At 57.7% G+C, this 23871-nt stretch carries 20 protein-coding genes and 1 pseudogene; 15 read left to right on the top strand and 6 right to left on the bottom strand.

All coding sequences use genetic code 11. The features are described 5' to 3' along the window. The first annotated feature begins 4 nt into the window (after nt 1-4). The 14 genes from nodC (at nt 5) to P6U28_RS01145 (ending at nt 15182) form a co-directional block, all read left to right on the top strand. A complete protein-coding gene (nodC, locus tag P6U28_RS01080) occupies nt 5-1381 on the top strand; it encodes a chitooligosaccharide synthase NodC (protein WP_407121522.1) in 1377 nt (458 codons plus the stop codon). Between the two features lie 11 nt (nt 1382-1392). Continuing rightward, entirely contained in the window at nt 1393-2022 is a 630-nt protein-coding gene (gene nodS, locus P6U28_RS01085; RefSeq protein ID WP_122405187.1) for a nodulation methyltransferase NodS, read from the top strand. Between the two features lie 13 nt (nt 2023-2035). Next, nucleotides 2036-3745 (top strand): nodulation protein NodU, encoded by a 1710-nt coding sequence (nodU, locus tag P6U28_RS01090; protein WP_122405186.1) that lies wholly within the window; start codon nt 2036-2038, stop codon nt 3743-3745. A gap of 1 nt (nt 3746) precedes the next feature. Next, the gene (nodI, locus tag P6U28_RS01095; protein ID WP_122405185.1) at nt 3747-4667 is read left to right on the top strand and encodes a nodulation factor ABC transporter ATP-binding protein NodI; all 921 of its coding nucleotides are present in this window, start codon (nt 3747-3749) and stop codon (nt 4665-4667) included. A gap of 3 nt (nt 4668-4670) precedes the next feature. Beyond that, entirely contained in the window at nt 4671-5459 is a 789-nt protein-coding gene (locus tag P6U28_RS01100) for an ABC transporter permease (RefSeq protein ID WP_122405184.1), read from the top strand. Between the two features lie 272 nt (nt 5460-5731). Continuing rightward, complete coding sequence (locus tag P6U28_RS01105) at nt 5732-6841, top strand: nodulation protein NodZ (protein WP_122405183.1); 1110 nt, start codon at nt 5732-5734, stop codon at nt 6839-6841. Beyond that, nucleotides 6838-7038 (top strand): hypothetical protein, encoded by a 201-nt coding sequence (locus P6U28_RS01110; protein WP_122405182.1) that lies wholly within the window; start codon nt 6838-6840, stop codon nt 7036-7038. Before P6U28_RS01105 ends, P6U28_RS01110 begins: the two co-directional genes overlap by 4 nt. A gap of 621 nt (nt 7039-7659) precedes the next feature. Beyond that, nucleotides 7660-8496, top strand: coding sequence for an SDR family NAD(P)-dependent oxidoreductase (locus P6U28_RS01115; protein ID WP_209294507.1), 837 nt, complete (start codon nt 7660-7662; stop codon nt 8494-8496). A 185-nt stretch (nt 8497-8681) separates the two neighbouring features. Then, complete coding sequence (gene nifA, locus P6U28_RS01120; RefSeq protein WP_407121526.1) at nt 8682-10514, top strand: nif-specific transcriptional activator NifA; 1833 nt, start codon at nt 8682-8684, stop codon at nt 10512-10514. A 573-nt stretch (nt 10515-11087) separates the two neighbouring features. After that, a complete protein-coding gene (locus tag P6U28_RS01125; protein WP_122405180.1) occupies nt 11088-11930 on the top strand; it encodes an electron transfer flavoprotein subunit beta/FixA family protein in 843 nt (280 codons plus the stop codon). Between the two features lie 322 nt (nt 11931-12252). After that, nucleotides 12253-12597 (top strand): hypothetical protein, encoded by a 345-nt coding sequence (locus P6U28_RS01130; protein ID WP_407121528.1) that lies wholly within the window; start codon nt 12253-12255, stop codon nt 12595-12597. A 56-nt stretch (nt 12598-12653) separates the two neighbouring features. Beyond that, nucleotides 12654-13799 (top strand): GFA family protein, encoded by a 1146-nt coding sequence (locus P6U28_RS01135; RefSeq protein WP_407121530.1) that lies wholly within the window; start codon nt 12654-12656, stop codon nt 13797-13799. Between the two features lie 6 nt (nt 13800-13805). Beyond that, nucleotides 13806-14483 carry a 2OG-Fe(II) oxygenase gene (locus P6U28_RS01140; protein ID WP_122405178.1) on the top strand — a complete coding sequence of 226 codons (678 nt, stop codon included), beginning with the start codon at nt 13806-13808 and terminating at the stop codon, nt 14481-14483. A gap of 483 nt (nt 14484-14966) precedes the next feature. Then, nucleotides 14967-15182 carry a hypothetical protein gene (locus P6U28_RS01145; protein ID WP_407121532.1) on the top strand — a complete coding sequence of 72 codons (216 nt, stop codon included), beginning with the start codon at nt 14967-14969 and terminating at the stop codon, nt 15180-15182. 31 nt (nt 15183-15213) lie between these two features. Here the strand turns inward: P6U28_RS01145 and P6U28_RS01150 are convergent, their stop codons facing one another. The 5 genes and pseudogenes from P6U28_RS01150 to trpD all read right to left on the bottom strand — a co-directional run bounded on the left by P6U28_RS01150 (nt 15214) and on the right by trpD (nt 19800). Beyond that, nucleotides 15214-16530 (bottom strand): peptide ligase PGM1-related protein, encoded by a 1317-nt coding sequence (locus P6U28_RS01150; RefSeq protein WP_407121534.1) that lies wholly within the window; start codon nt 16528-16530, stop codon nt 15214-15216. Nucleotides 16531-17016: 486 nt separating this feature from the next. Further along, the gene (locus tag P6U28_RS01155; RefSeq protein ID WP_145987060.1) at nt 17017-17280 is read right to left on the bottom strand and encodes a hypothetical protein; all 264 of its coding nucleotides are present in this window, start codon (nt 17278-17280) and stop codon (nt 17017-17019) included. A gap of 223 nt (nt 17281-17503) precedes the next feature. Next, nucleotides 17504-17786: pseudogene (locus tag P6U28_RS01160) on the bottom strand (M20 family peptidase); the annotation flags it as partial. 563 nt (nt 17787-18349) lie between these two features. Then, nucleotides 18350-18535, bottom strand: coding sequence for a hypothetical protein (locus tag P6U28_RS01165; RefSeq protein ID WP_122405176.1), 186 nt, complete (start codon nt 18533-18535; stop codon nt 18350-18352). A 251-nt stretch (nt 18536-18786) separates the two neighbouring features. After that, nucleotides 18787-19800 carry an anthranilate phosphoribosyltransferase gene (gene trpD / locus P6U28_RS01170; RefSeq protein WP_407121537.1) on the bottom strand — a complete coding sequence of 338 codons (1014 nt, stop codon included), beginning with the start codon at nt 19798-19800 and terminating at the stop codon, nt 18787-18789. Nucleotides 19801-21360: 1560 nt separating this feature from the next. Here trpD and P6U28_RS01175 point away from each other — a divergent pair. Further along, complete coding sequence (locus P6U28_RS01175) at nt 21361-21567, top strand: hypothetical protein (RefSeq protein ID WP_174221600.1); 207 nt, start codon at nt 21361-21363, stop codon at nt 21565-21567. 565 nt (nt 21568-22132) lie between these two features. Here the strand turns inward: P6U28_RS01175 and P6U28_RS01180 are convergent. Next, the gene (locus tag P6U28_RS01180; protein WP_209294501.1) at nt 22133-22381 is read right to left on the bottom strand and encodes a hypothetical protein; all 249 of its coding nucleotides are present in this window, start codon (nt 22379-22381) and stop codon (nt 22133-22135) included. Nucleotides 22382-23871: the final 1490 nt, after the last annotated feature.

The following is a 23871-nucleotide window of genomic DNA, read 5'->3' on the forward strand; positions in this document are numbered from 1 at the left end:
TCCTATGGACCTGCTCGCTACAACCAGTGCTGCCGCTGTTTCGTCTTATGCGCTCCTCTCGACGATATACAAGAGCGCGCAAGCGCTATATGCCCAACCGGCGACGAACCCATCGCTGCAGGACAACCTGGGACGATCGGAGGCGGTCCTTCCCAGTGTAGACGTCATCGTACCATGCTTCAACGAGGATCCAGTTACGCTCGCCCAATGTCTGGAGTCGCTTGCGAGTCAAGACTACACGGGAAAGCTACAGGTCTATGTGGTCGACGACGGATCTGCAAATCGCGACCTTGTCGCGCCTATACACAAAATCTATGCGAACGATTCGAGGTTCAGCATCATCTTGTTGGCAAAGAACGTCGGAAAGCGCAAGGCCCAGATCGCCGCAATACGCAGCTCATCCGGTGACCTGGTCCTCAACGTCGACTCGGATACGATACTTGCCGCTGACGTCGTTACCAAGCTCGTATTGAAGATGCATGACCCGCAAATCGGTGCGGCCATGGGTCAGTTGATAGCGAGCAATCGCAGCCAAACCTGGCTGACCAGGCTGATCGATATGGAATACTGGCTGGCATGCAACGAAGAGCGCGCGGCGCAGGCGCGTTTCGGTGCCGTCATGTGCTGCTGCGGCCCATGTGCCATGTATCGTCGCTCCGCGCTCGCCTTGCTTCTTGATCAATACGAGGCGCAATTCTTTCGCGGCAAGCCGAGCGATTTCGGCGAGGATCGCCATCTAACGATCCTCATGCTCAAGGCGGGATTTCGAACCGAATACGTCTCGGACGCGATCGCAGCAACAGTCGTCCCGGACCGCCTAGGGCCATATCTACGTCAGCAACTCCGCTGGGCGCGCAGTACCTTCCGAGATACGTTCCTTGCACTGCGCCTGCTGCCGGAGCTCGATGGCTATCTGACGCTAGACGTTATCGGCCAAAATCTCGGCCCGTTGCTTCTCGCCCTGTCATCACTGGCAGCGCTTGCACAGCTCCTGATCGTCGGTTCTGTGCCCTGGTGGACGGGATTGACGATTGCAGCAATGACAATGGTCCGGTGCAGTGTGGCGGCCCTTCGTGCGCGCGAATTGCGCTTTCTCGGCTTCTCGCTCCACACACCGATCAATATCTTTCTCTTACTTCCATTGAAGGCCTATGCGCTTTGTACATTGAGCAACAGCGATTGGCTATCGCGCAAGGTCACCAATGTGCCGGCCGAAGGGGAAAAGCAGTCTGTCATCCTGCACCCGACCGCTGGACGAAGTGCTGCGAGCAAATGGGGAATGTCTGGAACAATTCGCAAGGCGGGGTTGTCGTCCAGTGAATCGACCCTGACGGCAAGGAAGAGTGCTTGCGCTCACGATCGTTCGACGGCCTGCAAGTAGGTGATTGGCTCATGATTCCGGACGCAAGTCACCAGCTATTAGAGCGAGAGTTGGCTGTCGACGACCCATGGCGCCTCGACAGTAGTTCTTTCGAGCAGGAGCGATACGCACAAATGCTTCGGATGTCGCGTTGCAATGTAAATGTTGCGCGTGCCCTCGAAGTTGGATGTGCAGCCGGCGCATTCACCGACATGCTGGCGCCGCTATGCGAGCGACTCACCGTGGTCGACGTCATGCCGCAGGCCATCGAGCGAGCGCGACGACGGACGTCGAAGCGGTCAAATATCACGTGGGTGGTCTGCGACATTCAGCGGTTCTCAACCACTGAGCAGTTCGATTTGATCGTCGTGGCCGAGGTTCTTTACTACCTCAAGGACGTTGTCGAGATGCATGCGGCTATCCGCAACCTGGTGAGTATGCTCGCTCCAAATGGAGCTCTGATTTTCGGGTCCGCACGTGATGCCACATGTCAACGGTGGGGTCATGCGGCTGGTGCCGAAACGGTGATCGCGCTCTTCACCGAGAGCCTATCGGAGGTCGAGCGACTGCACTGCCGCACCGAATCGGTCAACGAAGACTGCTTGATCGTTCGGTTCCGAAAGCCGGGTCACTCGTCAGAACAATCAAACGTCGGTCACTAGACCAGGGGATCGTATGCGCATCTGCGGTATCAAGTTAACACATGACGGGGCAATTGCCGTCGTCGAGGACGGGCGGCTTGTCTTTTGCATCGAGCAAGAAAAGTGCGGCAACGGTCCACGCTACCAATCCGTCGAGAATCTCGATGCAGTCGTGCTCGCCTTGGCGGAGCATGGACTGGATCCGCGGGATATCGATCAGTTCGTCATCGACGGCTGGGATGGCGAGATTGAGTCGCAGTTCCAGGTCCTAAGTGGCGCTGTGCCGATCGCGCTGAAAGGGGCGCCATATGTCGAGCGCCATGCTGAGGGCCTTCTTGAGTCCGTCGACGGCTTTGGCCTGATCCTCGGAGGCAAGGTCTTTTCATATAAGAGCTACCCGCACGTCACGGGCCACGTCGCGTCAGCGTATAGCACCAGTCCCTTTGCCAGCGCGGGAAAACCCGCACTCTGTCTGGTATGGGATGGCTGCATCTTTCCACGTCTTTACTATGTCGAACCTCGGGGGGCGCGGCTCATTGCATCCCTATTTCCGATGATCGGCCATGCCTACGCCGCCGCGGGCCTTCACTTCGGCCCTTACAGGCAACCGAATCGCTCGAGTTGGGATTTGGGCATAGCCGGCAAGCTGATGGCTTACATCGCGCTTGGCTCTGTCGACGAAAGCATCGTGGCGGTGTTTGAGGAGCTCTATGAAAAGCGCTTCGCCGCTGACACCGAGCAGGCCCGTCGCTACCGCGCTGACATCAACAATGCGGAATCCTCTCTCGCGGCACTGCACGACTTCTTCGAGGCAAGCGCGCTGCGCCTGACGGACAAGCGAGCGGAGGACGTCCTTGCGTCCTTTCATGTGTTCGTGGAGCGTCTTCTTGTCAAGGAAATGGCGATGGTTCTGCTGCGACACTCGTCGCTTCCGGGAGCGCGAAATCTATGTATCGCCGGGGGGTGCGGTCTCAATATCAAGTGGAACAGCGCGCTTCGTGCGACGGGATTGTTCGATGATGTTTGGGTGCCGCCGTTCCCGAATGACAGCGGATCGGCGATCGGCGCCGCTTGCGGGGCGATGGCGGCGCAAAATGGCTTCGGGCCATTGGAATGGTCAGTCTACAGTGGCCCGGACCTGCAGGACAGCGAGCTTCCGCCGGATTGGGAGGCGGCGCCATGCAGTCTGCGTGAACTTGCGGCGATTCTCGCCGACAACAAGCCGGTCGTCTTCCTTTCCGGGCGCGCCGAGCTTGGGCCGCGGGCGTTGGGCGGCAGAAGCATTCTTGCAGCGCCGACGTCGCCGGCGATGAAGGATCATCTCAACGACATCAAGCGTCGAGAGCACTTCCGGCCGGTGGCGCCCATCTGTCTGGAGGACCGAGCGCCAGAAATGTTCAGCCCAGGTACGCCAGATCCTTACATGCTGTTCGATCACCAGACCCGGGCGGAGTGGCGCGACAAGGTCCCCGCTGTGGTCCATCTTGACGGCTCGGCGCGGCTGCAGACAATCTCCCGAAACTCTCCGCACAAGGTCGCCGCGCTTCTCGTCGAATTTGAGCAACTCACGGGACTTCCGCTACTCTGCAACACGAGCGCCAACCTCCACGGACGAGGATTCTTCCCGGATGCTGCCGCCGCCTGCCAATGGGGGCGTGTTGAGCATGTGTGGTGCGACGGCCAGCTCTGGACCAAAACGGTTGTTGAGAAACCGTCGCCTGCTGAACGACTTCTTTCGGCCTAGCATGAGCATGTCCACGGTAGCGATCGACCTTGCCGATGTGAAAAAGTCATTTGGCGACAAGGTCATCGTTAATGAACTGTCGTTTTCGGTTGCGCGCGGGGAATGCTTCGGCCTGCTTGGGCCAAATGGAGCTGGTAAGAGCACGATTGCGCGTATGCTCCTCGGCATGATTGCGCCCGACGCAGGCAAGATTACGGTCCTCAATGAGCCTGTGCCGTCCCGCGCTCGTGTGGCGCGGGTGCGCATCGGCGTGGTGCCGCAGTTCGATAACCTTGAACTCGAGTTCACCGTGCGGGAGAATCTGCTTGTGTTTGGTCGCTACTTCGGCATGAGCGCTCAGGAGATCGAGGCGGTCGCGCCCTCGCTGCTCGAGTTTGCGCGCCTTGAAAACAAGGCGGACGTGCGCGTCTCCGACTTGTCCGGTGGCATGAAGCGGCGGCTGACCCTGGCTCGTGCCCTGATTAATGATCCACATCTACTCGTCATGGACGAGCCGACGACTGGTCTGGATCCGCATGCACGTCACCTGATTTGGGAACGCCTGCGAGTTCTGCTTGCGCGTGGCAAGACGATCCTCTTGACCACTCACTTCATGGAAGAGGCCGAGCGCCTGTGCGATCGGCTGTGCGTGCTTGAAAGTGGATCTAAGATCGCCGAAGGCAAGCCGGACGCGTTGATCCATGAGCATATCGGCTGCAACGTGATCGAAATCTATGGCGGTGATCCACGTCAGCTTCGTGAGATGATCAGACCCTATGCGCGGCACATCGAAGTGAGCGGAGAAACCCTTTTTTGTTATGCCCCATATCCGGAGCGGATACGCGTGCACCTGCGCGGGCGAGCGGACCTTCGCGTTCTGCAGCGACCGCCCAATCTCGAGGACGTGTTTTTGCGGTTGACCGGGCGCGAGATGGAGAAATAAGCGATGGGTGAAGGTTATGCCGCGGTAATGCCAGCTAACGCGTACAATTGGATCGCGGTATGGCGTCGAAATTTCCTGGCCTGGAGGAAAGTCGCGCTTGCATCGCTTCTCGGTAACCTGGCTGATCCCATAACCAATCTGTTTGGCCTTGGCTTTGGCCTCGGGCTCATCGTAGGCCGGGTTGAGGGGACTTCGTACATCGCTTTTCTGGCAGCCGGTATGGTCGCGATCAGCGCCATGACATCTGCGACCTTTGAAACCCTATATGCGGCCTTTGCTCGCATGGACGCCAAACGCACCTGGGAGGCAATCCTGTTCACGCAGCTCACGCTTGGCGATATCGTCCTAGGTGAATTGGTGTGGGCGGCCAGTAAGTCCGTTCTGGCCGGGACAGCAATTGGGATTGTGGCTGCCATGCTGGGTTACGCATCCTGGACGTCCATTTTCTGTGCGATACCAACAGTCGCCCTTACTGGCCTTGTCTTTGCTAGCCTCGCAATGGTCGTCATAGCTCTTGCGCCAACTTACGACTACTTCGTGTTTTACCAGTCGCTCATTCTTACGCCCATGGTGTTTCTTTGTGGCGCGGTCTTCCCGATAAGCCAACTGCCCAGCTCATTTCAGCACTTCGCCGGCTTGTTGCCGCTCGCGCATTCGGTCGACCTCATTCGTCCGGTGATGCTTGAGCGCGGCGTCGGCGACGCTGCGCTGCATGTCGGTGCGCTTTGCCTGTACGCGGTATTGCCCTTCTTCGTGTCGACAGTACTTTTTCGGCGGCGCCTGCTGCGTTGACATGAAATTCCGCAAAAACGCCGAAAAGTGAATTGATGCCATCTCGCGATGCTCTTTTGCGATAGCTCGAGGCTATTCAACCTGCCAGAGCAGCTGCTGCATGGCTTGAGGGTTGTCGTACGTTCGCTGCTATCGCCCGCATGTGAGGGCGGCGGCTAGGCCATCCGACGCACAGGGCGGCATCTGCATCCGACTGAGATCGGTACGTCGACGCTACGCCGCTGAAGAAACGCAAACTTGAAAGAACGCGGCGCACCAGGGATATCGCTGATATGAAGTTCTACCGACGTAGCTCGCCGGCACCGCGATTTCAGGCCATGGCGTCGGACGAGATGCGTGAGACGTCTGCAGTGACGTCTTCTGTCCAAACAGGAGGCCTGGAACAGGCAATGCAGATGCTTAGCGGTTTGAGGAATGAACGATTCGTAGTTTCCCGGCGGCGTACGGGGTTTGGCGATTGCCTGTGGTCACTGGCGGCAGCCTGGCGTTTTGCAAAGCAGACAGGACGGACGCTAGCCATTGATTGGCGGGGATCTTGTTACCTCGATGAGCCATTCACGAATGCCTTTCCAGTCTTCTTCGAACCCGTTCAAGGCATTGCTGGCGTGCGGGTGATTTGCGACGACGAGATCAATAAGTGTTCATTTCCGGGACCATTCTTCCCGGCTTGGTGGAATAAACCATCCATCGATTGCGTCTATCGCCCGGACGAGCAGATTTTCCGGGAACGCGACGAACTCGATCAACTATTCCAAAGTCAGAAAGATAGTGACGCTAACACGGTTGTATGTGACGCCTGCCTGATGTGGCGCTGCGATCAGGAGGCCGAACGAGAAATCTTTCGGAGTATCAAGCCACGACCTGAAATTCAGGCTCGGATCGATGCAATCTACCGCGAGCACTTTGAATCGTACAGCGTAATCGGCATCCATATCCGCCATGGCAATGGCGAGGATATTATGGGGCATGCTCCCTACTGGGCTGATTCGGAGCGCGCCTTGCGACAGGTCTGTAATGCCATTGATAAGGCGAGGGGGTTATCCCACGCAAAACCCGTGAAGGCTTTCCTGTGCACGGACAGCGCAATCGTCCTCGAGAAGGTTTCGACTATATTTCCCGATGTTTGGACGATCCCAAAACGGTTCCAGGCACCTCAGGCCGGCCCATTGCACAAGGCCGGGCTCGGAGCCGAGGGCGGCTTTTCCGCCCTCATTGATATGTATCTCCTAGCGCGCTGCGACACCGTGATCCGTTTTCCCCCGACAAGCGCCTTCACGCGCTATGCGCGTCTCTTTGCCCCACGCGTTATAGAATTCGATTTGAACGATCCGAGTCGATTGATCCTGATTGAAGAAACCTCGCAAGAGTTCGTGGCTTCATGAAAGTCGTAGCCAGGCTGATCGATCTGATTGTCGCTTTTTGCATCCAGCAATATTGGCAGATCTTTTCGGGGCGGCAATTGTCTGCCCAAAGTGATGCTCTGTCGCCAACTTCCACCGCAGACCAGAACGAGGCGGGGTGCGAGTGTCTTCCGCTGAAGCTCGAGAACAATGACCTTAGCGTGACGCCGCCGCGTTAAACAGGGGGAACACGTCTTTGTCGTCGCCTCGGAAGCTCGCAAGTCGAAGCTAATCGGTGGTCGATCGCGGATGAAAATGCGAAAGGTCTCCGTTCAGCCGGCGAGTTCCCTCTTGGCGGTCGGCGCTCGCTGGCGCGGACGGGCGCTCTCGAGCTCCACTAGTCTTGAGGAGAAATTCAGTACGCCAGGTGGTGGTCCGCAACGAATCGGCGGGGCGATGTGCCAGCGCTGGACACAGAACAGGAGCCATGAAGTCGCATCAGTTGCCGACGAACCTAACGTAGAAGCTGGTGACGTCAGCTTTTTGAGTTGAGGCGGCTACTCACCGCAGTCGCTATCCTGATCTCTCGTTGCCTCGACGAGAGGCGTTGGCCATCTGCTGGTCTTCCGGTTGTGCGATCAGCAAGAGAGTGCGGCTCGTTGCCTTCTCGAAGGCGAATGTGCTTGCGATATTGCGTAGCTGATGCACCATCGCTGTCACAAGGCACACGCAACGTGTCTTGAACCCGACAAGCATTGGCTGTGCGCGACATTAGGACGCAAAACGGAAGCCGATTTACATGCATCGCAGTGGCCCAAATCCTGCTACGCGTGCGTCGCGCAGCAGGAGAGGAGGCGAGCGTGGGTCTGGATCTGCCAAATGACGATCTGATCAAAGGCCCGGTGCCCGAAGCAAATTTGGGTTGCCCCCTTCAAGCCCATAAAGCCCGTGTTCGGGGCGGAGAACAGAAGGTGATGTTACTCACCGGCGCATCGCGCGGAATTGGTCATGCCACCGCCAAGCTGTTCTCGGAGGCGGGCTGGCGTATCATTTCTTGCGCGCGTCAACCGTTCGACCGCGAGCGATGCCCCTGGGAGGCAGGGAACGAAGATCATCTCCAGATCGACCTCAGCAATCATCGAATGCTGCCGCGCGCGATCACTGAGGTCAAGAAACGCTTGGCCGGTGCACCTTTGCACGCGCTAGTGAACAATGCCGGTGTCTCGCCGAAAACGCCCGCTGGCGATCGGATGACGTCGTTGACGACGTCAATCGAGATTTGGATGAAGGTGTTCCATCTCAATCTGGTGGCCCCGATCCTGTTGGCGCAGGGTTTGTTTGACGAGCTAAGAGCCGCGTCAGGATCGATCGTGAATGTGACTTCGATTGCGGGCTCGCGGGTGCACCCGTTTGCCGGCAGTGCCTATGCGACGTCGAAAGCTGCGCTTGCGAGCCTCACACGCGAAATGGCCCACGATTATGCGCCGCATGGTATTCGCGTGAATGCGATCGCGCCCGGCGAAATCAGGACGGACATGTTGTCGCCCGACACAGAAGGGCGTCTCGTGTCAAGTATCCCGCTTCGCAGAGTGGGAACCCCGGATGAAGTGGCCAGGGTCATCTTCTTCCTGTGCTCGGATGCGGCGAGCTATGTCACGGGGGCCGAGGTACCGATCAATGGTGGGCAACATCTGTGAATCGGCCGGCCTTGGCGACGCAGCTGACGTGAGCTGCAGCAGCGGTGCTTATGTTCTCCGCTGACGACGCGCACGCAATCCGCAAAAATGAAATGAATGCACACCGTAAGTTTACCGTCGTGCCATGAAAAGGTGTCATGGTTCTATGTCATCTCGTCAACACTTGGCGTTAGATCGAGAGTGACATGCAAAACGAAGCTCGCCAACCGGGACAAGGTACCAGGGAGGATGATCAAGAGAACGGAGCCCGCCTCATGCTGGATATACCTTCCTCACGTGAAAGACCTGCCTCGCAACCTGAGCCGGAAGGTAAGCTCTCGGGGGAGCCGTTGCGTGAGAGCGCGCTCACCGGTATCTTCGAAATATCGAAAATACTCACCGCTCCTTGTCGGCTCGAACTCACGTTGGCCAACGTTGTTGGTCTTCTGCAGTCTTTTGTGCAGATACGACACGGCATTGTCTCACTGTTCGATGACGACGGCATGCCGGACATTACAGTGGGCGCGGGCTGGAGCGAAGGCAGCGACGAACGTTACCGGATGCGACTGCCGCGGAAGGCAATCGACCAGATCATCGCGACGGACAGGCCTCTTGTCGTCGAGAACGTGGCCGCCGAGCCGGTATTCAGCGCTGCCGACCGGGAAGTGCTCGGCGCCTCTGATGATATCCCGGTGTCGTTCATCGGGGTTCCGATTCGCATTGATCTGAAGGTCGTGGGTACGTTGACGGTTGACCGGATCCGCGACGATAGGTCGAGCCTCGGGCTCGAGTACGATGCGCGACTGCTCGCCATGATCGCCAACCTGGTGGGACAAACAGTGAAGTTACATCGCTTGTTCGCCTGCGATCGCGAACGGCTGATGGCGGAGAAAGACCGGCTACAAAAGCAAGTACTAGAGCTCAGGCAACCGGCTCGGGAGCGCAAGAAGCTACACGCCCATGGGATCATTGGCGACAGTCCGGCCCTGCGCGGGCTGCTCGAGAAGATTGCGGTTGTAGCCAGATCTAACAGCACGGTTCTGCTGCGTGGCGAATCCGGTACCGGAAAGGAACTCGTAGCCAAGGCCATTCACGAATCATCGTCCCGCGCCAGGCGCCCGTTCGTTAAGCTGAATTGCGCGGCGCTTCCTGAGACTGTCCTGGAATCCGAATTATTCGGACATGAGAAAGGCGCCTTTACCGGTGCATTCAGCTCGCGCAAGGGGCGCTTCGAACTTGCTGACAAAGGAACGCTGTTTCTTGACGAGATCGGCGAGATCTCAGCTTCGTTCCAGGCAAAGTTGCTGCGCGTTCTGCAAGAGCAGGAGTTCGAGCGCGTCGGCAGTAACCAGACTGTTAAGGTCGATGTTCGAGTAATAGCTGCGACCAACAAGAACCTTGAAGAGGCTGTCGCAAGGAGCGAGTTTCGCGCGGACCTTTACTATCGCATCAGTGTAGTTCCCTTACTGTTGCCACCGCTGCGCGAAAGACGCAGTGATATTCCGCTGCTTGCCAGGGAGTTCCTCAGAAATTTTAATAACGAGAACGGCCGTACGCTGACTTTGGAGGCGAGTGCGATCGATGTACTGATGAACTGCGGCTTTCCGGGAAATGTCCGCGAACTCGAGAACTGCATCGAGCGTACAGCGACTCTGTGCGCCGGATCATCGATCGTGAGAAGTGACTTTGCATGCTGCCACGGCCAGTGCCTATCTGCGATGCTGTGGAAAGGCACGTCGGACGAGAGAACAGACCAACCCGCACCCATGCCATCGGTGCCCGCAAAGTCCACCATTCCGCTAGCTCAGCCGAGCCAGCCGACCCAGCCGATCCAGTCTGTCGGCGGCGAACTGGCCTCACTGGGGCCTCCCGGCACAGTTCTCGTTAGTGGCGCGAGGATAGCCGATCGCGAACGGGTCATTGCGGCCATGGAAAGATCTGGCTGGGTGCAGGCAAAAGCAGCGCGCCTGCTCGGACTAACGCCGCGCCAGATTGGCTACGCGCTGAGGAAATATGGAATCGAGATAAAGCGGTTCTGAACGACGACATCGGTGGGAACTGCTACTGCCAAATAGCTATAAGAGGACTATCTCCGATAGGCAATCTCATCGCAGTCTGAAGGAAATGGGTCAGCCCACGGGGCGATTTGGCCCCGAGCGTCACCGCGCACGCTTGCGGGTCTGCTGTCGAAAGGCGGGCTCACCTGGTTCGATGACGGAGGACTTGCTCGCAATGACATACTTAGCGTCACCTGCGGGCCATGCAATCGCGAACAGTCGGTTCTGAACATCTAACAAGCGTCATGCTTATTCGTCGATCAAGCTCGGACTAGTGAGCGGCAATGCTCATTGGACGTCAAACCGGTCGGCCGGCCGCTGGTGATTGGCGGCGATAATCTGTCGCAAGCCATCCTGGCCTCGCTCAGCTCGCGCGCCCTGCGGAAAGCGCTGTCGCAGTCCTGACTATGTTAGCATTCGTTCGTCGGGAAGCGGGCTAGAGGGGCGCATCACCCGGTCTAAGCCTCTGTGATGGCAAGTCGATCCCAAAAGGGCGGGCGATGGTACAACACTTGCTGTGCTCTCCGCAGCTGTCGCAGCTTTTGGAGCAACACCGTGCACAATGTCGTCTGCATCAAACAGGTTCCGGACTCGGCGCAGATCCGCGTGCACCCCGTGACCAATACAATCATGCGTCAGGGAGTGCCGACCATCATTAACCCATATGACCTCTTCGCCCTCGAGGCCGCGCTGGAGCTGCGCGATCGGTTCGGCGGCGAAATTACGGTGCTTACAATGGGACCGCCATCGGCGGAAGATTCTTTGCGAAAGGCGCTGACTTACGGCGCCGATCGCGCCGTCCTACTCACCGATCGCTGCTTTGCCGGCTCCGACACCCTGGCCACAACGTATGCACTTGCAACAGCCATCCGAAAAATCGGCAACGAATATGGCCCGACAAACCTCATCTTCACGGGAAAGCAGACCATCGACGGCGATACGGCGCAGGTTGGGCCCGGCATCGCAAAGCGACTGGGCGTATTGCAGCTAACCTATGTTGCGAAGGTCAGATCCTTAGATCTCGCCGCCCATACAATTGAAGCGGAACGACGCTCCGAAGGTGGTGTTCAGGTGCTGCACACGAGGCTGCCGTGTCTGATCACAATGCTGGAGGCAACGAATCAGATTCGGCGCGGCGCGATGCCGGATGCCTTGCGTGCCGCGCGTGCCCAAATCGTTAAATGGAGCGCAAACGATGCCGGTATCGAAGACGTCTCCAAATGCGGCCTCAAGGGATCGCCGACCGTCGTCAAGCGAGTGTTCGCTCCCTCTGCGCGGGCTGAGAAGGCAGCGCTGGTCGAGGCCGGCGAGCAGCCGGCGCAGGCGTTGATAGACGCAATCTTCAAGCGTCAGCCGAAGCTCGAAACCGATCTTGCTGCACTTGTCCGTGACGCTTGATCTGGAGAGCCCATTCTGGGTGGCGGCTGGCTTTTCGCGGTCTGCTGTCTGGCGGCCGTGTCAGGTTCAATACATTTGCAATGAGGAGTCGGTCGCGAGAGTTTGTCAAAGCATTCAGACTGGGAGTGAGTGCACGAGTTGGCACGGTGATTGCTCTAAGCGTGCAAGAAGGCAGCGTAGTGGCGCTAGGGCGGTCCCTTTTTGAGAAGCGTGTGCCGGCCGGCAGCCGGCATTTCGCACAGCTTGCCCCCGAAGGCCCCACGGCCAGGTAGATGCGGATAGTCCTTGCAATGCTGTACGAAGCTCTTAGCAGTTCGATCAAATGGCAGGAGCAGCAACCGCGAGGGCCTGCGCGGCGCAATATTTCACCATGACTCTGCAAGCGAATGCTGACCGTGCCGGGAATTCGCGGCACCGGGATTTTCGTAAATCGGAATCCGTGTTGATCGCCCGTCAGTTGACCTACGCGTTCCCTTCGATGCGCGCGAGCAGGACTGAGCATGGCACTGTCTGCTACCGCGAAGGTGGCCACCAAGAAGTGCGCCTGGATGGTGAACGCGATCACAAGCCCATCGAAACTGACGAACTCGCGGTCGCCAATAGTCGGCCCGGATCCAAAGTGGCGCCGTCAACGATCGTTCTCTCCTCATCGCCAGGGGTCAAATGACATCTCGAGCATCTCGATTTACACCCGATCAGCCTCCGCAGATATGCTGCGAGTACTTGTCTGAGCAGGCGCGAGCCCTGTTCGGCCCGCACCCGTTCGCTGCGGAGATGTCCGAGGACCAGGTCGCTAACCTGCTGCCTGAATATCTGGCGATGTCACAGGCGTTCCCGTACCTGCAGGCGGGGTCGCAACGGGATCTCATTTTCGATGCAATGAAGCACAATCGGGATATTGCGAGGGACGTTGAACTGACCAGCGTGGTCGCAAATTTCATCTGCTGGGATGAGACGGGCGGTTATGGCCAAATTCTCCAGGGCGGCAAGGCGGCGCTACCCGATATTCTCGTGACTGAGAACTTCCACTCAAACCTGTTTAGAAAAGATGCGTCGCAACTCCTCCGCAGAGCAATACGACCCAACTACAGCGCCGCGACCAAGCGGTATCTGCATTCTCTCTATGCCGGATTGTCGTCGAAAGATCCCTTAGTGCGTTGCGCCCACATGGTCGCTTTTGAGCTACATGCTGCGGACATGATCCAGTCGCTATGGACGACTCTCGTCAAAACCTTTAATGCGCGGCCTGACGACCTGGAGTACTTCCGTAGCCATGTCGGCGGAGAAGATCCCGCGGAGAAGTATCACGGAGAAATGACAAGCCGGCTCATTGGCGAACTTGTCCCTCCTGACTGTAGCGCTCGCTTTTGGGATGAATTCCATCGAGCCTATCGGCTTAGCTTTCAGTGGTGCTGCGATCTGCTCCAAATTGCCTCACTCGAAGGAGATGATCACCCGGAGATCGAACACCGTGGCCGTTGTCATTGTGGTTCTGTCAAGTTCTACGTCCAAGCACCGCGAGAGCTCTCTGCAGTTCGATGCAATTGCTCAATCTGCCAAATGTCAGGATTTCTGCACTTGCTCGTACCTGACAATAAGGTCGGAATAGAGTGCGGCGAAGAATTTCTGACGGAGTATCAGTTCAACAAGAACATCGCTCGGCACACGTTTTGCCGGGTTTGTGGTGTAAAGCCATTCTATAGGCCGCGGTCGAACCCCGCCGGGTTCAGCGTGAATATTCGATGCCTGGATGACAGGACCATCGAACGCATAACAATAAGCGAGTTCGATGGCGAGCATTGGGAGCAAGCATTTGGCTCGATGCACCGGGGCCTGGAGTCCTGCAACGAACATGAAACCCTGGAGTGAATTCGAATGGCGCGCGCAATGAATGATAAGTCTCGTCTGCTTTCAGAAGAAGCGTTGACAAAATACCGTATTGAGCTGTTGGTGAAGGGGACGGTGGTGATCGGCCCCCAGATGTTATTCACCCAAGATGAGTTGGCCAAGATCGATCAGCTGCAGACTGAGATTCCCGAAGAAGAAGTGAGGGAGGGAGATGCCGGCGACTCGCACAATGTTTTCGTCAAACGCGTGAGGGTCGACCCGCCCGGCCGCGCTCCTAGCGATGTGAGCGGTGCAGCTCCAGGGCAGATCATGGAACTGCTGGAAAGGAAAGACCGCAGCTTCGCGCTAAGAAAGATCTTGGGAGCAACGTCGGATTACGTGATTCGCCGGTGCCAAACGCATCGGATGCCTCCTGGTTCGTTTGTTGGCATTCATCTGGATGCTGCGAGCGATCCGGATTTCGAGTACGCGGTCATTGTGCAGCTGGCGAGGGACTTCGAGGGAGGTGAGTTCGTGGTATATCCAAGCGGGTACGAACACCAGGTATTCCGACCGCCATTTGGCGCCGTGCTTGTCACCACATGTAAGCTCCGGCACGAGGTGAAGCCTGTGCTGTCCGGCGAACGCCGATCGCTGGTCTACTTCTGTTCAAAACGCAGCGGCGCGAACCGCCGGATCATCGAAAACTCTACCGCTGGCGTGTGAGGTGGGGTGGCTGAGATTGCTTTTGAATGGAGTTGGTAAGGGGTGAGCTCTCAGGAGAGGGGGTAGCTTGGCCTTCTTGTGCTCAGACGATCCCTCGCAAAGGCTGCCAAAATGCCGGTCGGAAGTCATCGCAATCCTTGATGCCTGTAAAAGGCCACCACGCGTAATCCTAGCCGAGGTTGCTCAGAGTAACTGCGGCAAGCCATCGTCGCTGCGTCAAACCGGGAGGTGTGTCGGCGCGCGCTATCGTGTACTCGCGCTTCGCGTAGGAAGCCCTGTATTGTCGTAAGGTTCTCCACAGCAATCAGACCTAGCAAACAGCCGAATGCTCGGCCCGTTTGGGACGGCACCTGCGCGCACTGGGTCTTTGGAACGGCCATCAGAAGAGAAGACTCTTCTGAAGCTCCCTGATCCCGCTCGGCCTTTTGCTCGACCGTCCTGCGTCAGCCGAGTCCTAAGTATTTATTTCGACAGAGAGAATGGATGGACTTTACCTCAACTCGGGGGCTCCAGCAGTCGGGCAGCGGGAGCCCGCAAGAAAACTTGTCGGTTTCCTCGTCGGCAGATGCCGCGGCTTTCGAACAGCAGTTGCGGGAGATCGCCAATGCAGGTGGCGGCGTGCCGATGCAAGTCTCTATTCATCAAGCCGGCGCATCCTTGCCACGCGGTCGAGAGCAGGGACAAGTTCGGATTAATTGAGCGGTTGAAGATATATTCGCTGGGATCTCAATCAAACCATTCGCCGTAGCCGCTGCTCCAGGTCGCGGGCCGCCGGCCTATTGCGCGCAATCACAAGGCACTCCACCGTGCCAACCTCTGCGTCGGAGGCAAGCGGGATCACGCCCTCCTTGCGTGTGGGGTCGAACAGAAATCCGTCCTGGCTGAAACGCTCACACGCTGTTTGGAGGGATCGTGATCGAACATTTCTTACGGATAAAATAACGTTGCGACCGGAATAGTCGAAGCCCAGCAGCCGGACCGCAATGCTGTGTAATACCGAGCCGCCACCCCAGCGGCCGTTCGCTTCATTAAACAGCAGCCGTCCGTCATCCGCGAAAATGGCGTCAATGTTGATCATTCCGCGATATCCCAGGTTTCGCGCAAGCGCCACGAATCGGTAGGCATGCGCCTGTGCGATCAACCATTGCTCGTTCCCCAGGTCGCTTGGAATCTCAAGTCCTGTCCAGATCAGAGCTCTTTCGGACCGATCGGCGCTTTTACGCAGACGTATGTTTCCACTGTTCGTGAAGACGATTGAACCATCATTCTCAATTTCATACTCGAGATAGAACAATGACTTGGCCAGGTGGTACGACTCCACGACCAGCGTCTTACAAGATGCGTTTGTCATCTCAGACCAAAGCGCGTCAGGATCAAACGAGGGCCACGGAATTCGCCGGGTATCTCTTGCCCCCGGTAGTGGATCGCTTTCGTTGCCGGTCAGGATGACGTTTCCGACTCCACCGGCTCCATTGTCCAGCTTTACAATGACGCTGCCAGTCTCGGCTCTGAGGGAAGTAACAGCTCTGGATAGTTCGTTTGGGTCTGCCGTGACGGAACCATTGGGCAGCGGAAGTGCGACGCTTGTCGCTAATTGACGGAAGTGGCTCTTGCGGTTCAACAGATCAGGCCCTCGCTGCAGAGCGAAGTCGCCGCCGGTCTGCGGTATGCCCAACATGGCCGCCAGGCGTGCGACACCTTCGGTAGTGTAACAGGGATATAATCGCCAGGTTGATTTCTGACGAATATGTCTGTTGATGCGCTCAACAACAGTCTTGGACAGAAGTGTGCCATCATCAAGGACCGGTGATTGGCGGCCACCTTCAGGTACAAGGAGACAGAGACTCGATGCGTCGAAATCGAGCGTCGCGCCAATGAAGGAGAGCAGATCCGCCGGGATGTCTACCGGGGACACTATCAGGTCACCTTCATGAGCAAACCACGCCGAACGGTATGCCGAATTGGCGGCGAGCGAGAGTTGAGCTCGCGTCAGATCGACGCCGGACATTTGAGCTGTACCGGCATTCATGATCAGGATCCGCGGCATGCGCGACCTCCGGGCATTTGGGCGCGATCAGACAGGGATCGTGATGCCAATAATGGTGAACTTGGTACGTCTTGGTGAGCACTAAGCGAAGTTTGATTTGGCGCCGTCCCGCTCCGAGAGAAGATAGGTCGATGCTTTCTCATCGACCATTGCAGCTCTGGATAATTCCGCCTGCTGATGCTGAGGATCGCGATCCGGTCTCCCTTCTGAACGCCGCGCTGATTGAAGGAGCGAGCGATCCGCTCAGTCTTTCCGTTGAGGCTGACGAAGCTGAGAGTGCCCTTCGAAATGGATCGCAGGTTTGTCGGAGCATGCACACCGGTTCGGTCGATCAGGCGGCAGAGATCAAGCTCGTTATGCATGCGACTCAGGCCCGCATAGTATTCTTGCCGCGAGTTGCTTTCGCCTCAGCCCAGAATTGCTTGGCGAGGCCCCGATCACATGCTTTGCCCTTGTGCCTTGGGATGACGCGGCATTTGATGGTTCTCATGGGTTGCGAACAATGGATACTGCTTGAGGGCTCGCGGCCGATTGATCACTCTCTCTGTTCTGCTGGGCGGCGGCCGTGTGCATCTGTCCGTAGTGGTAGGCACACCATGAAGAGAGTTTCTTGCCGCGTCTTTGATATACAGGCTCGCCGCACATATAGGCCTCTCTGGCGTCTCCATCTTTGAAGCCGATGATGCAACGGCATTGGCCTTCAATATGATCGATTAACAGGACCTTCTTGACCCCGTCGGGCTCTTTCAACTTGCTGCTCCATAATCCCAAGCGATATCTTCCGATGAATCGAGATAGGTGCCCTCCTCAAGAACGTACAACTTAACGTTACGTCCGATTCAAGCCCTTTTATGCAACGTTATGAACGGGACTGGGGCTCCAAACCGGGGCGCCGACCGGTCTGGTGTCCCACGCATTCAGCGCTGCGATTGCGTCAAGAAAGTTCGTCTGCTTTTGAGATCAGGGTCGCTGATGGTAGCCGTTCGATGGATCGCATCGGATGAACCGTCTCGAGATGGCTCAACACCAAAATGCCCGGGACGGGCCTGCCCCCAAGAGGAGCGGGTGATCAAATGATTGCCGCAGCCGTCATGCCCCGCAACGCGCTCGACGTTGGCCGGTAGGTCGCGATACCCTGCTGCGACGACCCTGGCCAATTTGTTGATCTGATCTGGCCGCTCCGTCGGAGATTCGATCACGACCCAGGTGCGAATGCTCTCAAGGATCGGGGCGATCTCGAACGCGCTGCTGAACATAGTTGTCTGACGCCTTGGCATTCGATTATCATCGCTTCCGCAAGATCATGACATGACCATTTACTCACATCGGAATCGAGCCAGAAGGTCTAGAGAGGCTCTAACGGTTGTGACTCAAGGCGTGCCGTTGATTCCGTCCTGCTGCCGGAACGATGCTACTCGCCTGTCGATCACAACTGATCTACCAAAGCTGGTAGTTTTCGACAGGCCGCACATCGGCGCTAGCATAGACAAACAAAGCGCCGAAATCGCTGGAGCTCATGAGACCGTTCAATACGAGCTCTAATCCTTGAAACCAGTCGCAGCCCAGGCAATTGTTTGAGTCGGATCGGCAATCGCGGCGGTAGCACTGAGAACTGCCGCCGCCACTGTTTTCACTGGGCTCTCATCAAACAGGAAGCGCCCTGAGCAACCCGGCGACGCGCCAGTGCACATGCAGCCGCGGTCGCGATCCGACTAGGCGAGGCTGGAGTCTCGCTGGACCCGTGCGGATGGGATGATGCCGATCGCGGTACGGCGCGCGCCTGCCAGATTGTCTCGGGATGTAGACGGCATCGGTGCACCTAATGCACTTTTAGGAGAATACGTCTTTTTGCATCGAGAAGATGCTCATCGAGTGTGGCGTGCAGCGCACCGCGCAGCTCCGGCGGGATCGAGCTATCTGTGTCGATCAACTCCCGAAACTTCCGAATGATGTGTTCCATCACTGCGATAGACCCGAGTGTTTCAATCCTCTGCGAGGACATCATCGATTCTCTCCTTTGGCGCGCGGCGCGCTTGATGGCGGGTCCTCACCTCGGCGGCCCGGGGTGAACAGGATTTCGTCGACAAAAAGTGGGCTCTCGGGCCGCGTGCTCAGCGCAAATTGCTTTCGTGCGGGCGAGCATAGGCGGCGCACGCTCCTTGAAATCCGCAGAGCTGGTGCGCATTCGAGGCCGCAATATTTTCGCACCCGTGATCCGCAGACTTGATCGCAATGGAACATCGGCCCGCTCGGCTGTCAGGCGTTCGAAACCGCGATCAGGCGCTTCAGTCGACTGGCTGCGGCGCCGCGATCAAGTGATTCTTGCCCAAGTGCTACGCCTTCCTGCAGTGTCGAGGCCCGCCCGGCCACGACCAACGCCGCCGCAGCGTTCAAAAGAGCGGCGTCGCGAAATCGACCTGGTATGCCATCAAGCACATTTTGCAGCGCGACGGCACTAGCCTCCGCATCCCTGCTCTCCAGCGCGTCGTTGCGGCAGCGGGCGAGCCCGGCTTCTTCGGGCGTCACTTCGAAGGTGCGGACTATACCCGCCTCGAGCGCAGCTACAGACGTTGGGCCGGTGAGGGTTATTTCCTCGAGCCCGTCCGAGCCATGAACAACCCATACCGACTCGGCGCCAAGGTTCTTCAAGACGTACGCCAGAGGCTGCACCCATTCAGGAGAGAATACCCCAACGATCTGCCGCTTGAGCCCCGCCGGGTTGCACAGAGCCTCGGCCAGATTAAAGATCGTATGGGTTCCAACCGCGCTCCGGATCTGCCCGATGCGCTGCATCGCCGGATAATGCACGGAGGCAAACATGAAGCCGATACCGGCTTCCTTCAAGCAACGTGCGATGGCCTGAGGCTTGAGATCGACCTTCACACCGAGGCGCGCCAGCAGGTCTGCGGCGCTTGAACCCGAAAACGCGGCGCGGTTGGCATGCTTGGTCACAGGAATGCCGGCCCCGGCGACGATGAAGGAAGCACATGTCGACACGTTGGCCGAATACATAAGGGTCTCGCTCGTGCCAGCCAGACCGACGGGGTCGCATGCCGCCTCGACCCGCGGCGCTCTATTCCGCATCGCCCAGGCGGCGCCGGTGACTTCTTCGACGGTCTCGCCCCGGACGCGCATCCCCATCAACAGAGCACCGATTTGCGAGGGAGTTGCGTCACCCGACATTATGCTGTCCAAGGCTGACGCGCTTTCCTCACGCGTCAGAGTGGCGCCCGTGGCAACTTTGCCGATGATCGATCTAAGCACTTCCATCGAACTTTACACGCTTCCTTGTCCAAACCTCGAGCTCTTCCGTACAGCGAGACATTGTTCAAGAGACCCAGGCACCGATTGCCTTGATGCAGTCGCCTGCCCCACGCGGCACGGCCCAATCGACGCTTGAGGCGGCAGTCGGTTGAGTGTGGGCACAGCTTGGCGAGGCTACAACCTGACGCTACGTGAGGGTCAAGCTCTCCATTTCTGGCCGCCACATCTTCACCTCGAGTTGCTGCTTTTATGGCCAGTGTCTCGCGCGGAGATCACGTAGCGACATTGCTGACTGAGGCTCGCTTGCTTGGATCTCAGGCAGGCAGTGATAGCGGAGCGATCTGGTATGTGGCTGCTACAAAGGCGGAACACGTCATCCATGCAAGCCTCTTTTTCTTCTGCGGTCGGTGTTTGATCGCCCGCTTTGACCGGCTTTGGGATTGCCACTGTCATTGCCACGACAAGGGCAATGGCGCAGTGGAGTGTGAGGCGCGAAGTGAACTGAGTTGTTTGATCTTGAGTCATGATTTACCTTCAAGGCCCGTGTGGCTGCGTTATTGTTCTTCCTGCGCGAAGCGCAACATGACCTGTCAATCGGGAAACAGGCCGGAACTGCTTAAGGACATGCCGGCAAGCTCGTTCTTTCGCCTTTCTGGTCCGTACGGTGCAGGTCATTTGTGCGGAACGACAGAAACGATATCTGCCGTAGCGGCAGAGCACCATTAAGAGTGGAGGCACTAGCGGCTGAGCTGGTCCTGCAAGTGATCATCCTGGATCTTCCGTTGATGCAGTGCATGCCCTAATGGCGCGAGGCATTGCTTGAGCGTGACTTGTGCTTAGGTGCTCTGGCGCAACCTACTCGCCAGCCAACTAATGACGCCGTAGCAGGAGGGACGCCGGGTTGAAGGGCCTGCGCCAGCTATCGCGCGGAGAGAGCAGGCAGAAGCGCAGGTGCACTCAAGCGACTGTTGATGATGCACTCGTCGTTTGGAGGGAACCATGATGGCGCGCGCTAGGACGATGCTTGGTGTAATTGCGCCGGTGTTCCGCGTTAAGTGAAGACGTTCGGTGGGCGATCTGGGATCGAGCCTCCGTCTCGCGTCCGTTCCGGTGAGGCTACGGTCAGGGGACCGCCTGCCGTGCAGATCTCGAAACGCGCGACTTCGTCCAGCCGCGACAGGAATAGCTCCGACGCAGCGCGGGCAAGGATGCTCCTGTAGGATCTTATCGTCCTGAGTGAGGCGCGCCAGGTGAGGCTCGATGTTTGAAGCATTCGTAGTACTCATGACGTGTTCGGGACGGTCTGGATTGTCGGACGTGTCCAGGATCGTACAATCTAACGCTACGTGCGATTCAAGTCCCTTCGTGCGTCCGATCGTCTGAGGATGTCGGGATGTGCATTCTTCGTTCGAGCTTCGGCTCAAACGCGCGCTGAGGCCCTCGAGAATAGCGGCTGTGCGCGGCGAACGTCTGCTTCGGAAACCGAGGCCGCGAGCGCCGCTGCTACGTGATTATACGGAGCGACGGTGTCGCACTTCTTTGATCTGCGAATTGCATGCTCTCGGCATGAATCCGAAAAGTAAACTCTACCAGCCCGACCACTGGCGAGGCCGTGCGGAAGCAACGCGAAAGAAGGCGGAAGCGCTCGATGACGGAAGAGCCAAAGACAGGCTGCTTAAAATTGCCGAGGAATACGACAAGCTAGCTCGGCGTGCCCAGATGTGGAAGATGCACAAAAACGAGGACGATATGTGGCCCGAGGAAGAGCTGTAAGCGTCGCTGACGCCCCGGCCTGTTGATCGCTACTCGACCAATGGCGCCCCAATGTCGCTTAGCAAGCAAGTCAGCGGCTGAGGGGTACCGCAGTGCGTCACCCTACGGTCCTGTGCCGCGCTCCTGATCGCGACACGTAAGGGAAGGCGGAGCAGGTCTGCTCAACGCCCGTCAGGTCGAGCTATTCAGTCAGCTTTCTCGAAAGCTAGTTCTCATATCACGAAAATGCGAAACCCTAAATATGTTCCGGTCAATGCTTGGCGCTTAGCGCGGAATCGCGGATGACGTCCGCGCGGGGACGTGTTGAGCTGTTAGAGGTCAGTGTTTGGCACTTCGTCCCGGCTGCAATGGCAATCAGTTTCGCCTACACCCGAGATATCTGCGTCACGCCTCAATTGTTCCTTTGCGCCGTGGATGCGCATTTCCAGGTAGTCGCGCGAAGTATTCGCTGGAACCGGAGTCTGTGAAAGAGCTCGCCACGTCCGATCGATTCTGCGCATAAGGTGCGGCTGCGGCATGCGGGAGACGTCCGAAAGCCCCCGGTGGCTTCGTCCGACAGATTGCTTCACAAGAACGCTGCGACGATCCAGTAGATAGCTGCCCAAAGCAGCGCATTTATAAGGAGTGCGGCCAGCGGCCAAAGATTCCACCTCGTTTGCGCCCGCCCGGAGCGATAATCGCCGCCGTAATGCTTGATCGTTCTGTGCTTTGGTGTGCGCCAATGCGTCATTTCATCAACTGTCGCGCTGGTCCACGGAAAAATGCCGGGCTTTGCATCCCTCGTACCACTCATAAGTTCGCAGGCCTCTTTCATAAGGAGAGTATCAGAATCGTTGTCTGTTGCGCGGCGAGCATCCGGCCGATGGGATGCTCGTGTATCGTCGGTACACTTAAGGCCGCTTTCCGTCTCCGCAGCAATCTACATGCCAAGACGGAGAAGTATCGGAACCGCTGTGATCAAGCAAAGGCGCGTCTGTCGAGCGTTGGCGACACAGAGCCGCTGCCCGAGGTCGGGTTCGCGACATCCATGTCTGAAAGACGACACCCGCGTTAGCAGCAAACGCGTGAGCGCGTTCGCGAGCGCCATACCGTGAACAATGAGTGAGGAACTTCCATCGTGGTGAAACAGGGAGAGCGGACGACCGTCGCACTAAATGAGATCGACTAATCATTGTTTCTGACCGTTAGCTTACGAGAGACGTCGATATGGCAGGCAATGCGCTGCATGTTTTCAACTCAAGAACGGTTCATGTCAGGCGCTCGCGGCTCTGTTACAGGCCTGTTCGACTTTACCTCGTACAATTCAAGCCGAGTTCATATAGATGGCGCATTGGCAGTATTCGGACTCGAGGAGAAAACGCGGATAGTCAAATGCGACAGTCTTAGCGAGCATTGACACGGCCTCGAAGCACCAACTGATGCCAGCACTGGTTTTGCGAATCGTCATCGAATGTGGATGTCGACCGCAACTACAGGGGCGCGCCATGATTAGGACCAATTCATTGAAGAGGGGGTGGCGGCCAAGAGCCGCCAAGTTCTCGTGTTCAGGCAGGTCGCCGTCGAACATGAACGGGCGCTAACGCTTGCATGAAGCGCGAGAGAGCGGTGGCGGACATTATTGTTGCTGATGCGCGCGCTGTTCGGCCATGTGCGGCCAATACTGGCTGGCATCGATGAGCAAGATGCTTCGCATGAGAGAAGCGTGAGGACAGAGTTGCGTTGTGAGCGGGAAGGTGCAATCGGCGGACTGAGTTGCCATCGCGCGCATCGTGCTGCCGCTCATACTCAAGCAATCAGTGGCCCTTGAGAGCGTTCGTCGCCCGCAGTGAAAGCGTTAAAAGAGCATAACAGGAGAACGAGTGATGATGGACATCTGCGGCTTTCTCAGATGGTGCACTGAAGAGTGGTCTAGGAGCGCTGGGCCGAGGATCGAGCTGATTGACCAGTTGCGAGACAACGTCGTCCGCGTCGAGCTCAAGGCCATCCGAGAGGCAAAGGAGCGGGCGTGCGCGCGCAAATGATAGAGAAGCTGGAGGCCGGCCGCGTGCAACACGGCCGATTCGGTACCGCTCCGGGATCGGGACCTTGCGGCGTATTCCTTGTGCAGGGGCCTTGCGGGTGTGAACTAAAGATAAGTGGATTCGTCCGTCCCGGCTGGGAGCATGTTGCCGTCTCGACGCCGCGACGCTGTCCGAACTGGGAAGAGATGTGCTTTGTCAAAGACCTGTTCTGGGATGAGGAGGAGTGCGTCATGCAACTGCATCCGCCACAATCTCAGTACGTGAATAACAGCCGATATTGTCT

Origin of the sequence: Bradyrhizobium sp. STM 3561 (assembly GCF_045571455.1) — a bacterium.
Taxonomy (GTDB): domain Bacteria; phylum Pseudomonadota; class Alphaproteobacteria; order Rhizobiales; family Xanthobacteraceae; genus Bradyrhizobium; species Bradyrhizobium vignae.

What these genes read in the sequence shown, in the direction of transcription:
- trpD (WP_407121537.1), bottom strand. Translation starts at nt 19,800, where the DNA reads ATGGAAGTGCTTAGATCGATCATCGGCAAAGTTGCCACGGGCGCCACT.
- P6U28_RS01145 (WP_407121532.1), top strand. Translation starts at nt 14,967, where the DNA reads ATGGACTTTACCTCAACTCGGGGGCTCCAGCAGTCGGGCAGCGGGAGC.
- P6U28_RS01110 (WP_122405182.1), top strand. Translation starts at nt 6,838, where the DNA reads ATGAAAGTCGTAGCCAGGCTGATCGATCTGATTGTCGCTTTTTGCATC.
- P6U28_RS01175 (WP_174221600.1), top strand. Translation starts at nt 21,361, where the DNA reads ATGAATCCGAAAAGTAAACTCTACCAGCCCGACCACTGGCGAGGCCGT.
- nodC (WP_407121522.1), top strand. Translation starts at nt 5, where the DNA reads ATGGACCTGCTCGCTACAACCAGTGCTGCCGCTGTTTCGTCTTATGCG.
- nifA (WP_407121526.1), top strand. Translation starts at nt 8,682, where the DNA reads ATGCAAAACGAAGCTCGCCAACCGGGACAAGGTACCAGGGAGGATGAT.
- P6U28_RS01140 (WP_122405178.1), top strand. Translation starts at nt 13,806, where the DNA reads ATGGCGCGCGCAATGAATGATAAGTCTCGTCTGCTTTCAGAAGAAGCG.
- nodU (WP_122405186.1), top strand. Translation starts at nt 2,036, where the DNA reads ATGCGCATCTGCGGTATCAAGTTAACACATGACGGGGCAATTGCCGTC.
- P6U28_RS01105 (WP_122405183.1), top strand. Translation starts at nt 5,732, where the DNA reads ATGAAGTTCTACCGACGTAGCTCGCCGGCACCGCGATTTCAGGCCATG.
- P6U28_RS01130 (WP_407121528.1), top strand. Translation starts at nt 12,253, where the DNA reads ATGGCAGGAGCAGCAACCGCGAGGGCCTGCGCGGCGCAATATTTCACC.
- nodI (WP_122405185.1), top strand. Translation starts at nt 3,747, where the DNA reads ATGAGCATGTCCACGGTAGCGATCGACCTTGCCGATGTGAAAAAGTCA.
- nodS (WP_122405187.1), top strand. Translation starts at nt 1,393, where the DNA reads ATGATTCCGGACGCAAGTCACCAGCTATTAGAGCGAGAGTTGGCTGTC.
- P6U28_RS01150 (WP_407121534.1), bottom strand. Translation starts at nt 16,530, where the DNA reads ATGCCGCGGATCCTGATCATGAATGCCGGTACAGCTCAAATGTCCGGC.
- P6U28_RS01180 (WP_209294501.1), bottom strand. Translation starts at nt 22,381, where the DNA reads ATGAAAGAGGCCTGCGAACTTATGAGTGGTACGAGGGATGCAAAGCCC.
- P6U28_RS01100 (WP_122405184.1), top strand. Translation starts at nt 4,671, where the DNA reads ATGGGTGAAGGTTATGCCGCGGTAATGCCAGCTAACGCGTACAATTGG.
- P6U28_RS01165 (WP_122405176.1), bottom strand. Translation starts at nt 18,535, where the DNA reads ATGATGTCCTCGCAGAGGATTGAAACACTCGGGTCTATCGCAGTGATG.